Raw genomic sequence first — 13,840 nt, forward strand, 5'->3', positions numbered from 1 at the left:
TTCGCGCCGCGTGTGCGAGCGTTGTTCCATATTTCCAGTCCGCGCGCGCAGAAGACCATGTCATTTCCTTCGTTGGCGCATACGGACGATTCTTCAATACTCGGCAGTCGCATCCGATGATGGCGTTGCCGTAGTGGCTCGCCGTCCGCTGCGTGGCCAATCCGATAGCGCGTCCAGGCTAGCCTTCAGTTCTGCGTCAGCGGATTCAGCGTTGTGCAGAGGAACCCACTGCAGTTGCTGGCCTTGAAGTAGTAGGACGCCGACGTGCCGATCATGAGGTCCCCAAGGTATGCGTTGCTTTGCGCGCCAAGGTCGTTCAGTTGCTGGATGTACGCTGCGCTCGCCGTCTGCATGGTCGCCGGCTGGTACGTGAACGAGGACGATTGCGTCTGATCCTTGACGTAGACCCACGCGGAGTCGGTGCCGAACCCCAGCGCCCCCTTGGCACGGTAGCCATTGGCACCTTCGCTGTTCGCCTGCGCAATGAAATCGCTCGACGTTGCCGGCAGCGTCAACGCATGGTAGGTGTAGGTCGCGTTCGAGGCATTGTCCTTCATGTACAGGCTCGTGCTCCCCGAGCCCAGCATGATCGGGCCGACCAGCCAGTAGCCCGACTGTCCTTGCCCGTTGGCCTGCGTGAGGAACGCGGCCTGGCTTGCTGGCCAGGCCAGGGCAGCGTAGGTATAGGTCGCAGACGACCCACCGTCCTTGCGATACAGGTTTCCATACGTCAGCGGACCTTCAAAGCGATAGCCGCGCGCGCCCTCCGCATTGGCCTGCGCGAGGAAGGCCGACGCGCTGCTCTGTGCGCCAGCCAGTTCGTACGTGTACGTTTGCGCGGTGCCGTCGTTGACGAAGACCGAAGTCGTCGTGGTCCCCGATGCGTTGAACCGATCGCTCAGGTAGCGGAAGCCTTTTGCGCCTTCGCTGTTCAGGAGCGCCAGGAAACTCGCCGCATCTGCAGCGGGCGACAGGGCTTCATAGCGCAGCGTCAGCGTGCTCCCGCCGTTGGAGCCCGAGCCTGTACCCGGTCCATTTCCAGTGCCCGTGCCCGTTCCCGTGTTCGGGCCGGTCGAAGCCGTTGAGGAGTCGTCACCGCCGCCACAGGCAGTGAGTACAACACAAGTCATTGCGATCAGCGCTGCGGTTTTCATGAGCTCACCTGGGAAAAATGCAAACGGAAACGTGCGTGCACGGGCCCGCCGTGCGCGGGGCGATTGGCAATCAAGCCGTGCGACCTGCCTTCAACCGATGATGGGCTGCCTCCGCCGGGGTGGGCGACTGACATACGCCGACGCCGCTTGCGAGTGCAGCCGCGAAATAACTATACCGGTCTATCTCATTTCAAATGGTGAGCGTTTGGTAACAGACGCAGTCTCATTGGATATGCGCGAGAACAGGCGTCCGGAGGGTGGGACTTTCGCAGTACTGCGTGGACGAAAGGGGCGCCGTTCGTCGTACCAGTCAGGATTTGGCTGATGCGTGCGCGGGAATACGACCCGCTTCACATACGCTTTTGCAGCGGACTCTTGTTTCACCCCGATCAACGGCCAGCAGGCGAAACGCAATTTCGCTACACTATTGATTGACGAAGCAATCGTTGATGCATCATTTGTATCCTGCCCCTGCTGCCATGGCCGTCCATACCGCGCTCCCGCACTCGCATACCCAGGTCCTGCCGTTCAAGGAATCGCTGCTGGCGATGATCGGCATCTGCTTTGTTGTCGTTCTGGTGGCGTTCGACCAGACCGTGGTCGGCACCGCCCTGCCGACGGTGGTGGCGGAACTGAAGGGGTTTGAACTGTATGCGTGGGTGGCCACGTCGTACCTGCTCACCTCCGTGGTGACGGTGCCGATCTTCGGGCGGCTGGGGGATTTCTACGGGCGCAAGCCTTTCGTCATCGCATCGATCGTGGTCTTCACGCTGGCGTCGGTCATGTGCGGCATGGCGGGCAGCATGTCGTTCCTGGTGTGGTCGCGGGCGCTGCAAGGCGTGGGTGGCGGCATGCTCGTTGGCACGGCCTACGCCTGTATCCCGGACCTCTTTCCCGATGCGCGCGTACGATTGCGCTGGCAGGTCATGCTCAGTGCGTCGTTCGGCATTGCCAACGCCATCGGCCCGACGCTGGGCGGATGGATGACGCAGGCGTTCGGCTGGCGCTCGGTGTTCTACGTCAACATTCCGTTTGGTGTGCTGGGGCTGTGGTTTGCGTGGCGCTTCTTGCCGCATCTGCGCCAGAACGCGCACACCGGGCGCGTCCGGCTGGATTGGCAAGGCGCACTGCTGATTACGGTGGCGCTCGGCGCGCTGCAGCTGTTCGTCGAGTGGTTGCCGCGGCACGGCCTGTCATTGCCGATGATGGGCTGGCTGGCGTTGTCGGCCGCGGCTTTTGCGGGGCTGTGGTGGTGGGAGCAGCGTGCCGAGCAGCCGCTGCTGCCGTCCGACATGGTGCGCAATCCCGCGCTCGCTGCGCTGTTCGTGCTCGCACTGCTGTCGGGGTTTTCGATGTTCGCGGTGCTCTTCTATGCGCCGCTGCTGTTCCAGGGCGGCTTCGGCATGTCGCCGCAGCAGGCCGGGCTGGTGATTACGCCGCTGGTCGTCTGCATCACGCTGGGCAGCATCATCAACGGGCGCATCGTCACGCGCATCCCTGAGCCGAATGCCATGCTGTATGCCGGCTTCGCGTTGTTGACCGCGGCGTTGGCCGGCATGTCGCTGTCCTCGAGGGACATGCCGCACGCGGTGCTTACGCTGCTGATGCTGCTGGCGGGGCTGGGCCTCGGCTTCGTGCTGCCCAACCTCACCGTGTTTGCGCAGCAGACGGCGGGGCGCGCACACCTGGGTATCGCGACCGCGCTGCTGCAATCGCTTCGCATGGTCGGCGGGATGGTCGGGACGGCGCTGGTCGGCACGCTGGTGACCGAACGCTATGCCGCCGGCGTTCGCGATGCGCTGAGCGCCGACAACGCAACGCACTGGCTGCGCCCGTTGGCCGACCCGGAGATCCTCATCGATCAGGAGGCGCAGGCCGCCCTGCTTGCGCACCTGCATGCCGCCGGCCACGATGGTGCGGCGCTGCTCGAGGCTGCGCGCCACGTGCTGGTGGGCGCCATCCACATCGGCCTTGTGGCAGCCACGGTGGCGGCGCTCGTGGGCCTGTGGCGGGTACGGCGCGTGCCGCCGGTGGTGCTCCATCACGTCGAACCGGTGCAACACACAGACTAGCCCGAGTACGCCACACCGGCCGACAGCGGTTAGCATGCGGGGTTTCAGCACTTTCACGCTTGATCCATGACCTCTGAACGCGAACGCTTCGCCGTCATGCACCAGTTTGGCCGGACCTACCGCGCCTTCATGGCCGCTTTCGAGGCGCATGTCGGCCAGCCGATGCCGCGCTGGCGCATCCTGCTCGCGCTGCACGACCACACCGGTGGCGGCATGGCCCAGAAGCAGCTGGCCGAGCGCCTGCAGATGGACCCCGGTGCGCTGACGCGCCAGCTCAAGGTGCTCGAGCAGCTCGGCTGGATCGAACGCACCACCGATGCCCGCGACAACCGCCTGACCAACGTATCTCTGTCCGACGCCGGTCTGGCCGTCGTGCTCGACTGCATGCCGCGACGCATCGCCTTCATCAATGCCACGCTCGACGGGCTGCCCGACGATCTCGTCCACGCGCTGTCCGAAGCGCTGGCGCAGATCGAAGCGCGCATCGCAGAGGTGCCCTTGCTGCCGGGCACGTCCGCTTCCAAGACCGCCAGTCAGCCAGAAGACCGATAACGCGCGCAGAATGCGCCCGGAGACAACCATGTCCATGGTGATCAACAGCGCGCTGTACCGCAACGGCAAGCGCGAGCGCGATCTTTCCGTCGAAGCCATCAGCGACGTCCTGCACACGCCGGGCTCGTTTGTCTGGCTAGGCCTGCACGAGCCGGACGACGCGATGCTCAAGCGCGTGCAGGAAGAGTTCGGCCTGCACGACCTCGCCATTGAGGACGCCCGCAACGCGCACCAGCGCCCCAAGCTCGAAACGTACGGCGACACGCTGTTCATCGTGCTCAACACCGCGCAGATGGACGACGGCAACGTCGTCTTTGGCGAGACGCACCTGTTTGTCGGGCGCGATTTTCTTGTCTCGGTGCGGCATGGACCGTCGGCGTCGTATTCACCGGTGCGCGAGCGCTGCGAACGCACGCCGCAACTGCTCGCCAAGGGCGCGCCGTTTGCGCTGTATGCAGTGATGGACTTCGTGGTCGACAACTATCAGCCCGTGCTGCATCGCATGCAGGACGAGTTCGAGCAGATCGAAAGCCAGATCTTTGGCGATACGTTCGACCGCGGGGCCATCGAGCGGCTTTATACGCTCAAGCGCCAGCTCCTGCGGCTGCGCAACGCCGCGCTGCCGGTGGAAGACATCGCCGGGCAACTCATCCGCCTGCACGAAGAGGTGGTCCCGAAGGAATTGCGCGCCTACTTCCGTGACATTGCCGACCATGCACACCGCGTGGTGGGCGCGCTCGACGTGATCCGCGAAATGCTGACCACGGCCATCTCCGTGAACGTCGCGCTGGTGTCGGTCACGCAGAACGACATCGTCAAGCGGCTGGCGGGGTGGGGCGCTATCCTTGCCATCCCGACCGTGGTGTTCAGCAACTACGGCATGAACTTCAAGGGCATGCCGGAGCTGGAGCACCCCGCCGGCTACCCGATCGTGCTGGCATGTACGGCCGCCGCCTGCGTGTGGCTGTATCGCAAGCTGCGCAGGTCCGGCTGGATCTAGGAGACAAGAGATGGCGCGTTGCTGCTGGGTTGGCGAAGACCCGCTGATGATCGAGTACCACGACACTGAATGGGGCTCACCTTCGCACGATGATCGTCACCTCTACGAGATGCTCGTGCTCGAAGGCGCCCAGGCCGGGTTGTCGTGGCAGACCGTTCTGCGCAAGCGGGCGCGCTACCAGGAAGTGTTCGAGGGGTTTGACCCGGCGCGCGTCGCGCGTTTCACGCCCGCGCGCATCGAGAAGCTGCTGGCAGACCCGGGCATCGTCCGCAACCGGGCCAAGGTGGAAGGCGCCGTCGTCAACGCGCGCAAGGTGCTGGAGCTGCAGGAAGAAGCGGGTTCGCTCGATGCGTTCCTGTGGGCATTCGTCGATGGCAAGACCATCGTCAACCGCTGGGACAGCTACCGCGACGCCCCCGCCGCCACCGATGTCTCCAAGGCGATGAGCAAGGCGCTGGTGGCGCGCGGCTTCAAGTTTGTCGGCCCTACCATCTGCTATGCCTTCATGCAGGCCACGGGCATGGTGGACGACCACGAAGCCGGCTGTTTCCGCGCCGGCAAGCGCTAGCTGGACCGCTCGGCGTGCAGCGTGCGGTTGCGTCCGGCCAGCATGCCCGCCACGATGGACGCCAGCGCAATCGCGCTGAACAGCCAGCCCATCACGGCCCAGCTGCCGGTCAGGTCGTGCAGCACGCCCATGAGGTATGGGCCGGCTGCCGCCATCGTATAGCCGATGCCCTGCGTCATGGCCGACAGGCTGGTTGCCACGCGCGCATCGGCCGAGCGCAGCACGATCAATGAAAGCGCCACGCTGAAGTTGCCGCCCTGACCGAGGCCCAGCAGCACCGCCCACCACCACAGCGTGGACAGCGGCGCATAGAGGCAGCCGAGCAGGCCCGCCCAGCACATCAGCATCATCAGCAGCACGGCCGGGCGCTGGTCGCGGCCGAGCCGCGCTACGAACGGGCCGGCCAGCGCGGTGATGAGCTGCATCAGGATCGACACCGCCACCACAACGCCTGATTGCACCGCAGACAGCCCCCGGTCCTGCAGGATCACGGGCAGCCATCCGAACACGCAGTACGCGAGCGACGATTGCAGGCCCATGTGCAGCGTCACCTGCCAGGCAATCGGCTTGTTCCACAGCGAGACGCGTTCGAGGCGCGTGGCGGCGTGCTTGCCATGCGCATGCCGCATGTGCGGCCACCAGCCGATGAAAGCCAGCAACGCGGGCAGCGCCCAGAACGCGAGCGCCGGCTGCCAGCCGCCAAGCCATGCCGACAGCGGCGCCGTCGCGCCGGCGGCAACCGCCGCACCCAAGCACAGCGCCATCGTATAGACGCCGGTCATCAGGTCGGCCTGGCGGCCGAAATCGCGTTTGACGATGCCCGGCAGCAGAATGCCGGTCACGCCGATGCACGCGCCTGCCGCCAGCGTGCCGATGAAGAGCGGCGCGACACCCCCCGCGCTGCGCAACGCAATGCCCGCTGCCAGTGCGACGAGCATGCCGCCAACGGCACGTTCCGCACCGAAGCGCCGCGCGAGCACCGCTGCGGCCGGCGCGAAGAGTCCCAGGCACAGCACCGGCAGCGTCGTCAGCAGACCCGCCGTGGCGCCCGACAGCCCCGTGCCGGCCGTCACCTGCTTGAGCACCGGCGACAGGCTCGACAGCGCCGGCCGCAGGTTCACGCCCACCAGCACCAGGCCGATCACCAGGAGGATCAGCGCGCCGGTCGAGCGGCGTTCAGCGTGCGGGGTGGCAGACGAGGACGGTGTGGAGGACATGGTAGGGCGGGGCGTCGAGGCAGGGTGCCGATTGTAAGCAAGGCCCTGGATTGGTGCATGCCTGCGGCCCAATCCCAATGACGCCGATGCAGTTATTGCGGCGGATCGAGGCGCCGCGCGAGACTCGCCAGCACGTCGGCAGGCGGTGCACCGCGTTCTGCCGCCAACGCGAGCGCGCGCCGGGTGAGCGCCGTATACAGCGCAGCGTGATCCGCGCCCAGCGTATCGAGCGCGTGCAGGTGTTTGTCGATGACGCCGCCGTCGCCTCGAGAGACGGGGCCTGACAGCGCGCCCGCCAAGCCGCGTGCGCGGGCCGCGGCCAATGTGCCGTCCACCAGCGGCCACATGGCGGCCACTGCGGCGTCGCGATCGATGCCCGCCGCTTCCCACAACGTCGCCGCTTCGTGCAGCGCGCACAGCAGAAAGCTGGCGGCGTAGTTGGCCCCGGCGTGGTACAGCGCACGCCGGCCGGCGCGCACCTTCAGCGGCGTGCAGCCGAGGCGCTGCGCAAAGCCGGCGAGCGCGGCGTCGTGTGGAGCGTCGGCGTCGATGGCGACGGAGGCGCCCCCCAGCCGCTCGGCATCATCCGGCAGGCCGGCAAAGAGAAACAGCGGATGAAAGCTGGCGGTGCCGGCCCCGGCACGTCGCGCGGCGGCAAGCAGCTCGCGCTCGCCAGCGCCACTGCAGTGGATGACGAGCTGCCCGGGGCGCCAGCGGACGCGTTGCGCCACGGTGGCGATCGCGTCATCCGGCACGGTGATGAAGACCCAGTCCGCCGCATCGGCCACCCCTTGGGCGTCGAGCGCGTCGGCGCCGGTGGCTTGTGCCAGCCATGCCGCATGGGCAGGAGTACGGCTGGCCACCGCAACGGTCTGCGCCCCAGCGTCGCGCGCCCGGGCGGCAACGGCGCGAGCGAGGCGGCCGGCCCCGATCCAGCCGAGCGAAGCCGGCGACTCCATCGAAATGGAAGACATACGCAACCCCTTGATCAGAACGGCCGGATCATAAGCCGCGCGATGCCTGGTGCATGCAATTAACCGCCAGCAATTTTCTGCGCCAGGCCAGGCAGCCGGCAATGGGAACGAGGCGTGCTAGGTGACGAACAAGACCGTCGCTCGCCCCCGGGTGACGGCATACCAACACGAAATCAGGAGGCATCATGCTGGGTACCATCCTCATCATTGTTCTGATCCTGCTGCTGATCGGCGCGCTGCCGTCCTGGCCGTACAGCCGCGGCTGGGGCTACGGGCCCACGGGCGGGCTCGGTCTGATCGTCGTCATCGTGATCATCCTGGTGCTGCTCGGCTACATCTGATGGGCATGTGCGTCTTTCTGAGCATCGCCTGACCCTTACCTGCGGTTGAACGGCCGCCGTCGCGGCGCAGGTGTCTTGCGAACGCTTGACTGGGCATAATTCCGGCTGCGTTCCCGAAGGACACTTTCTCCATGACGACAGGTCGATGCGCCGGCCGCCCAGCGCACGGCGGGCGGGCGCGATATGCCGCGCTGCTGGCGGCGCTCGCGCTGGCCGCCTGCGCGGTCGGGCCCGATTACCGTGCGCCGCAACTCGGCGGCACCGAAGCTCCGCAAGGCTGGCACGCCACGCTGCCGCACCACGGCAGCCGTATGGCGCTGGCGCGCTGGTGGGAGCAGTTTCGCGATCCGGTGCTGACCCGGCTCGTCGAGCAGGCCGACGCGACGAGCCCGACGCTGGCCCAGGCGGTCGGTCGCGTGCGCGAGGCGCGGGCAAGCGTTTCAAGCAGCCATGCGGCACTGTTGCCGCAGCTCAAAGGCACCGGCTCGGCAACGCGTCAGGGCGGGTTTGGCAGCAGCCAGTTTGGCGGGGCGTCCGGCTTTGGCGGGGTGCCCGCCGGCACGCTCGGGCCGACGCCCGGCCTGGGCACCATCACGACGCTGGCCGCCCAGTCCGACGCCTCCTGGGAGATCGACCTCTTTGGCGGCAAGCAGCGCAGCCTGGAAGGCGCAGACGCTCGCTTGAGCGCGGCCGAGGCAGATTGGCACGACGCGCGCGTATCGCTTGCCGCAGAAGTCGCCAACACCTACCTTCAGCAGCGCGAGTGCGAGGCGCTCGTCGAGATCGGCGCTGCGACGCTCGCTTCACGGCAGGAGACGCTGCAACTCACCGAGCGGAAATTTCACGCGGGCTTCGTCACCCCCGCCGATCACGCACAGGCGCAAGCCACCGTGGGCGATGCCATCAACGCCCTGGAAGCGCAGCGCGCGCAATGCGCCCAGGGTATCGACAAGCTCGTCACCCTGACTGGCGTCGACCACGACACGTTGAACGGCCTGCTCGCCCAGGCCGGTGCGCAGATTCCCGCCCCGCCCGATGCCGGCGTGCCGGAGGTGCCGGCGCGGGTGCTGTCGCAACGGCCCGATGTGTCGTCCGCCGAGCGCGCGCTGGCCGGTGCCAGCGCAGACATTGGCGTGGCGGTCGCCAGCCGGTTGCCGTCGATCACGCTGGCCGGTTCCATCGGCATCAATTCCTTTCGCTTCAGCGGCCAGTCGGTGACGACGAAATCGTGGTCGTTCGGGCCGTCGGTGTCGCTGCCCATCTTTGATGGCGGTGCCGGCGCCGCGCGCGTCGAAACCGCCCGTGCCCGCTACGACCAGGCGCTGGCAAGCTACCGCGCCAAGGTCCGCCAGGCGGTGCAGGAAGTGGAAGACGCGCTGGTGCGCCTGGATGCCGCCGAGCGCCGCCTCGATGCCGCCACGAAGGCCGATGCGCAATACGCGAAGGTGCTCGAGGCCGCCAATGCCCGCTATCGGCTGGGCGCGGGCAGCCTGCTGCAGCTGGAGGATGTGCGCCGCATGGCGTTGCAGGCTTCGCAATCGCTGGCGGCCGTCAGGCTTGAGCGCGCGCAGGCGTGGGTCGCGCTCTACAAGGCCGTGGGCGGCGGCTGGCGCGAAGACGACGTCGCCGGCGCGCTACCGGATTCCACTCATGCTCCCGCGTCTGCCGCACAGGGCGGCGCGCCCACCGGAAACGCTTCATGACAGGACAACGTGTTTGGATGGCCGGCCTCGCCATGGTGCTGGCCAGCATGCTGGCGGCATGCGGAAAGCCCGCGGCGCAGCACCAGAACAAGCAGCAGGCCGCCAAGCCCGCGCTGGCCGTCAACGTGGTGCATCTGGTGCAGCGCGTGTGGCCACGTATCGCCACGGCCAGCGGGGCGGTCCAACCGTGGCAGGAGGCCAGTGTCGGCGCCGAGGTCAATGGGCTGAAGCTGGCCGAAGTGCTCGTCAACGTCGGGGATGTGGTCAAGCAGGGCCAGTTGCTCGCTCGCCTGTCGGATGAGACCGTGCGCGCCGATGTGGCCGCGCAACGCGCCACGCTCGTCGAGGCCGAAGCGTCGGCCGCACAGGCGGCCGGTGAGGCGCGCCGTGCGCATGAGCTCGACAAGAGCGGCGCCATCAGCCAGCAGGATCTGATCCAGTACGACACGCAGGCCAAGACGGCGGCCGCCAAGCTGGCTGCCGCACGCGCGCAGTTCGACAGCCAGCAACTGCGCCTGCGTTACACGCGCGTGGTGGCGCCCGACGATGGCGTGATCAGCGCGCGCTCTGCCACCGTGGGCGCGGTGGTGTCGTCGGGTACGGAACTGTTCAAGCTGATCCGCAAGAACCGCCTCGAATGGCGCGCCGAGATGCATGGCGAGGTGCTGCCGCGCATCCAGCCCGGCCAGGCCGTGCGGCTGCGCCGCATGGATGGCGGTGTGGTCGAGGGGCGTGTGCGCCAGGTTGCGCCCACGGTGGATGCCAGCACGCGCAATGGCCTCGTCTACGTCGACCTGCCCGCGCAGGCCGCGGCGTCTGGCGTCAAGGCTGGCATGTACCTGTCGGGCGACGTGCTGCTGGGCGACGCGCCGGCTGCGACGCTGCCGGAGTCGGCCGTGTTCTCGCGCGACGGCTACGACTACGTGATGGCGCTTGTTGCACAAAACCGCGTCCGCCAGACCAAGGTGACGGTGGGCCGCCGCCAGGACGGGCAGGTCGAGATCGTGCAGGGCATTGGGCCGAACGATGGCGTGGTGGCCGCAGGCGCCGCCTTCCTGAGCGATGGCGACACGGTGCGTGTGGCGGACGCCAGTGCTGCGGCGTCCGCGGCATCGGCGCCCGCAGGAGCCCGGCGATGAACTTTTCCGCGTGGGCGATCCGCAAGCCGATTCCGTCGATCCTGCTGTTCATCCTGATCACGGTGGCGGGGCTGGTGTCGTTCAAGATGCTGTCGATCCAGAATTTTCCGGACATCGACTTCCCAGCCGTGTCGGTCACGGCCACGCTGCCGGGCGCCACGCCCACGCAGATGGAGACCGAGGTCACGCGCAAGATCGAGGACAGCATCGCCAGCATCGGCGCCATCAAGCACATCACTTCGACCATCAACGACGGCAACTCGACCACGATGGTCGAGTTCCAGCTCGAAAAGGATGTGCAGGAGGCCGTGAACGACGTGCGCGATGCGGTGAGCCGCATCCGCGCGCAGTTGCCGTCCGACGTGCAGGAACCCGTCATCTCGCGGGTGACGTTTGCCAGCCTGCCCGTGCTGACCTACGCCGTGAATGCGCCGGACATGGACCCGGAAGACCTCTCCTGGTTCGTCGACAACACGGTCAACAAGCGCCTGCTGTCGGTGCATGGCGTGGCGAAGGTCACGCGCCAGGGCGGCGTGGACCGCGAAGTGCGCGTACAGCTCGACCCCGTGCGCCTGCAGGCCCTGAACGTGACGGCCGCCGAGGTCAGCACGCAGGTGCGCGGCATGCAGCAGGAGGCGCCGGGTGGGCGCGGCAACATCGGCGGGCAGGAGCAGGCCGTGCGCACGCTGGGCACTGTGAAGAGCGCCCGCGAGCTCGCGCAGATGGACATCCCGCTGTCCGACGGCCGGCGCATTCGCCTCTCGGATGTGGCCGACGTGCGCGACACCGCCGCCGAGCCGCGCCAGATGGCCCTGCTCGACGGCAAGCCGGTGGTGAGCTTCCAGGTGTTCCGCTCGCGCGGCGCGAGCGAGATCTCGGTCGCCAAGGGCGTACGCGACGCACTGGCCAGGCTGCAGGCCGAACGCCCCAACGTGCAGGTGACTGAGGTCTACAACATGGTCAAGCCGGTGTCCGATGCGTACACCGCATCGATGCACGCGCTGTACGAAGGCGCCATCCTGGCCGTGCTGGTGGTGTGGCTGTTCCTGCGCGACTGGCGCGCGACGTTCGTGTCGGCGGTGGCGCTGCCGCTGTCGATCATCCCGACGTTCGCCGCCATGGACATGCTGGGCTTCACGCTCAACGGCATCACGCTGCTCGCGCTGACGCTGGTCGTCGGCATTCTGGTCGACGATGCCATCGTGGAGGTCGAAAACATCGTGCGCCACCTGCGCAACGGCAAGAAGCCCCTCGAAGCGGCCATGGAGGCGGCGCAGGAAATCGGCCTGGCGGTGATTGCGACCTCGCTCACGCTGGTGGCGGTGTTCCTGCCGACGGCCTTCATGGGCGGCATCTCGGGCAAATTCTTCAAGCAGTTCGGATGGACGGCGTCGCTGGCGGTGCTGGCCTCGCTGCTGGTGGCGCGGCTGCTCACCCCGATGATGGCCGCCTACCTGCTCAAGCCGCAGGCCGAGCCGAACCGCGATAGCTGGATCATGACGCGCTATCTGCGCGCGGCGCGCTGGTGCCTCGTCCACCCGTGGAAGACGGGCGGCATGGCGGCGGCGTTCTTCGTTGTGTCGGTCGCCATCATCGGGCTGATTCCAGCGACGTTCCTGCCGCCCGAAGACTGGGCGCAGCTGCAGATGACGGTGGAAAGCCCGCCCGGCAGCACCATCGCGCAAACGCGCGACAACACCGAACGCGTACGCAGGATCATCATGCAGCACAAGGAAGTGCGACGCGTGTACACCGCCATCGGCTCCGGCGTGATGGCCGGTGTGCCGGGCTCGAGCGGCGGCGAAGTCCGCACCGGCACGCTGACGATCTCGCTGACGGACCGGCACGAGCGCCACATCAGGCAGCAGGACGTGCAGCGCCAGCTGCGCGAGATGCTCGAGGGCGTACCCGGCGTGCGTATCTCATTCGGCGCGGTCGGTTCCGGCGAACAGCTGCAGGTCGTGCTGGCCGGCGACGACCCGGTCACGCTGCAGCAGGCCGCGCGCGATGTCATGCGCGACTTGCGCACCGTGCCGGGGCTGGGTGCCGTCACCTCATCCGCGAGCCTGCTGCGGCCCGAAATCGTCATCCGCCCCGACTTTGCGCGCGCGGCACAGCAAGGCGTGACCGCCGCGGCGATTGGCCAGGCCGTGCGCGTGGCCACCGCCGGCGACTACGACGTCAACCTGCCCAAGCTGAACCTGCCAGAGCGGCAGGTGTACATCCGCGTGGAGCTCGACCCGAAGGCGCGCAACCAGATCGATACGATCCGGCAGTTGCGCGTGCCGGGGCGCAACGGCGCGGTGCCGCTGGAGAACATCGCCGACATTTCCATCGCCAGCGGCCCCGCGCAGATCGACCGCTACGACCGCAGCCGCAATGTCACCATCAACGTGGGGCTGGAGGGGCGCGCGCTCGGCGACACCAACGAGGCCGTGGAGGCGCTGCCCTCCATCAAGAACCTGCCCGCAGGCGTGCACCGCATTGCCGCCGGCGATGTCGAGGGCATGCAGGAGCTGTTCGGCAGCTTCTTCCTCGCCATGTTTGCCGGCGTGCTGTGCGTGTATGCGGTGCTGGTGCTGCTGTTCCACGACTTCACGCAGCCGGTGACGATCCTGGCGGCGCTGCCGCTGTCGGTGGGCGGAGCGTTCGGGCTCTTGGCGCTGTTCGGTTTCAGCTTGTCGTTGCCGGCGTTGATCGGCTTGCTGATGCTGATGGGCATCGTCACCAAGAACTCGATCCTGCTGGTCGAATACGCCATCGTTGCGCGGCGCGATCTCGGCATGTCGCGCACCGAGGCGATCATCGACGCCTGCCACAAGCGCGCCCGCCCCATCGTCATGACCACGGTGGCCATGACGGCGGGCATGGTGCCGATGGCGCTCGGCTTGGAAGGCGATGCCGGCTTCCGCGCACCGATGGCCGTGGCGGTGATCGGCGGTCTGCTGACTTCCACGCTGCTGAGCCTGCTCGTGGTGCCGGTGGTGTTCGAGAAGGTGGACGACTTCAAAGAGTGGGCGTTGCGCAAGTTCCGCGGCGTGCGCCATCACGGGAACCGGGCGGAGGCCGCGTCGGAGCATGGCCCGCGCTAGGTGTAGCATCGGGCGGTCTGCCAACGTA

Annotated in this window: 11 protein-coding genes; 8 read left to right on the top strand and 3 right to left on the bottom strand. The window is 67.4% G+C overall.

Annotated elements, in window-relative coordinates; all coding sequences use genetic code 11:
• Positions 1–185: 185 nt before the first annotated feature.
• Positions 186–1,154 (bottom strand): hypothetical protein, encoded by a 969-nt coding sequence (locus KHN96_RS04735; protein ID WP_062738158.1) that lies wholly within the window; start codon positions 1,152–1,154, stop codon positions 186–188.
• Between the two features lie 479 nt (positions 1,155–1,633).
• Here KHN96_RS04735 and KHN96_RS04740 point away from each other — a divergent pair, with 479 nt between their 5' ends.
• From KHN96_RS04740 to KHN96_RS04755, 4 genes are all read left to right on the top strand, one after another.
• Positions 1,634–3,226, top strand: a complete 1,593-nt coding sequence (locus tag KHN96_RS04740) for an MFS transporter (protein WP_062738159.1) — start codon at positions 1,634–1,636, stop codon at positions 3,224–3,226.
• Positions 3,227–3,292: 66 nt separating this feature from the next.
• Entirely contained in the window at positions 3,293–3,778 is a 486-nt protein-coding gene (locus tag KHN96_RS04745) for a MarR family winged helix-turn-helix transcriptional regulator (RefSeq protein WP_045218462.1), read from the top strand.
• Between the two features lie 28 nt (positions 3,779–3,806).
• Positions 3,807–4,778 carry a magnesium and cobalt transport protein CorA gene (locus KHN96_RS04750; protein WP_045218460.1) on the top strand — a complete coding sequence of 324 codons (972 nt, stop codon included), beginning with the start codon at positions 3,807–3,809 and terminating at the stop codon, positions 4,776–4,778.
• A gap of 10 nt (positions 4,779–4,788) precedes the next feature.
• Positions 4,789–5,346 carry a DNA-3-methyladenine glycosylase I gene (locus KHN96_RS04755; RefSeq protein ID WP_062738160.1) on the top strand — a complete coding sequence of 186 codons (558 nt, stop codon included), beginning with the start codon at positions 4,789–4,791 and terminating at the stop codon, positions 5,344–5,346.
• Here the strand turns inward: KHN96_RS04755 and KHN96_RS04760 are convergent.
• Together KHN96_RS04760 and KHN96_RS04765 are read right to left on the bottom strand one after the other, a co-directional pair.
• Positions 5,343–6,563 (bottom strand): CynX/NimT family MFS transporter, encoded by a 1,221-nt coding sequence (locus KHN96_RS04760; RefSeq protein ID WP_062738161.1) that lies wholly within the window; start codon positions 6,561–6,563, stop codon positions 5,343–5,345. The two genes, KHN96_RS04755 and KHN96_RS04760, sit on opposite strands and share 4 nt — an antisense overlap.
• Before the next feature lie 92 nt (positions 6,564–6,655).
• Complete coding sequence (locus tag KHN96_RS04765; protein WP_062738162.1) at positions 6,656–7,537, bottom strand: Rossmann-like and DUF2520 domain-containing protein; 882 nt, start codon at positions 7,535–7,537, stop codon at positions 6,656–6,658.
• A gap of 185 nt (positions 7,538–7,722) precedes the next feature.
• On the opposite strand from KHN96_RS04765, the gene KHN96_RS04770 reads away from it, so the two are divergent.
• The 4 genes from KHN96_RS04770 (at position 7,723) to KHN96_RS04785 (ending at position 13,812) form a co-directional block, all read left to right on the top strand.
• Complete coding sequence (locus KHN96_RS04770) at positions 7,723–7,878, top strand: DUF3309 family protein (protein ID WP_045218452.1); 156 nt, start codon at positions 7,723–7,725, stop codon at positions 7,876–7,878.
• Positions 7,879–8,009: 131 nt separating this feature from the next.
• Complete coding sequence (locus tag KHN96_RS04775) at positions 8,010–9,581, top strand: efflux transporter outer membrane subunit (protein WP_062738163.1); 1,572 nt, start codon at positions 8,010–8,012, stop codon at positions 9,579–9,581.
• Complete coding sequence (locus tag KHN96_RS04780; RefSeq protein WP_045218447.1) at positions 9,578–10,720, top strand: efflux RND transporter periplasmic adaptor subunit; 1,143 nt, start codon at positions 9,578–9,580, stop codon at positions 10,718–10,720. The genes KHN96_RS04775 and KHN96_RS04780 overlap by 4 nt, the downstream gene beginning before the upstream one ends.
• Positions 10,717–13,812: an efflux RND transporter permease subunit gene (locus tag KHN96_RS04785; RefSeq protein ID WP_062738164.1), complete on the top strand. Its 3,096-nt coding sequence runs from the start codon at positions 10,717–10,719 to the stop codon at positions 13,810–13,812. The genes KHN96_RS04780 and KHN96_RS04785 overlap by 4 nt, the downstream gene beginning before the upstream one ends.
• The last annotated feature ends 28 nt before the right edge of the window (positions 13,813–13,840 follow it).

The sequence above is a fragment of the Ralstonia mannitolilytica genome (assembly GCF_905397375.1).
In the GTDB taxonomy this organism is placed as follows: domain Bacteria; phylum Pseudomonadota; class Gammaproteobacteria; order Burkholderiales; family Burkholderiaceae; genus Ralstonia; species Ralstonia mannitolilytica.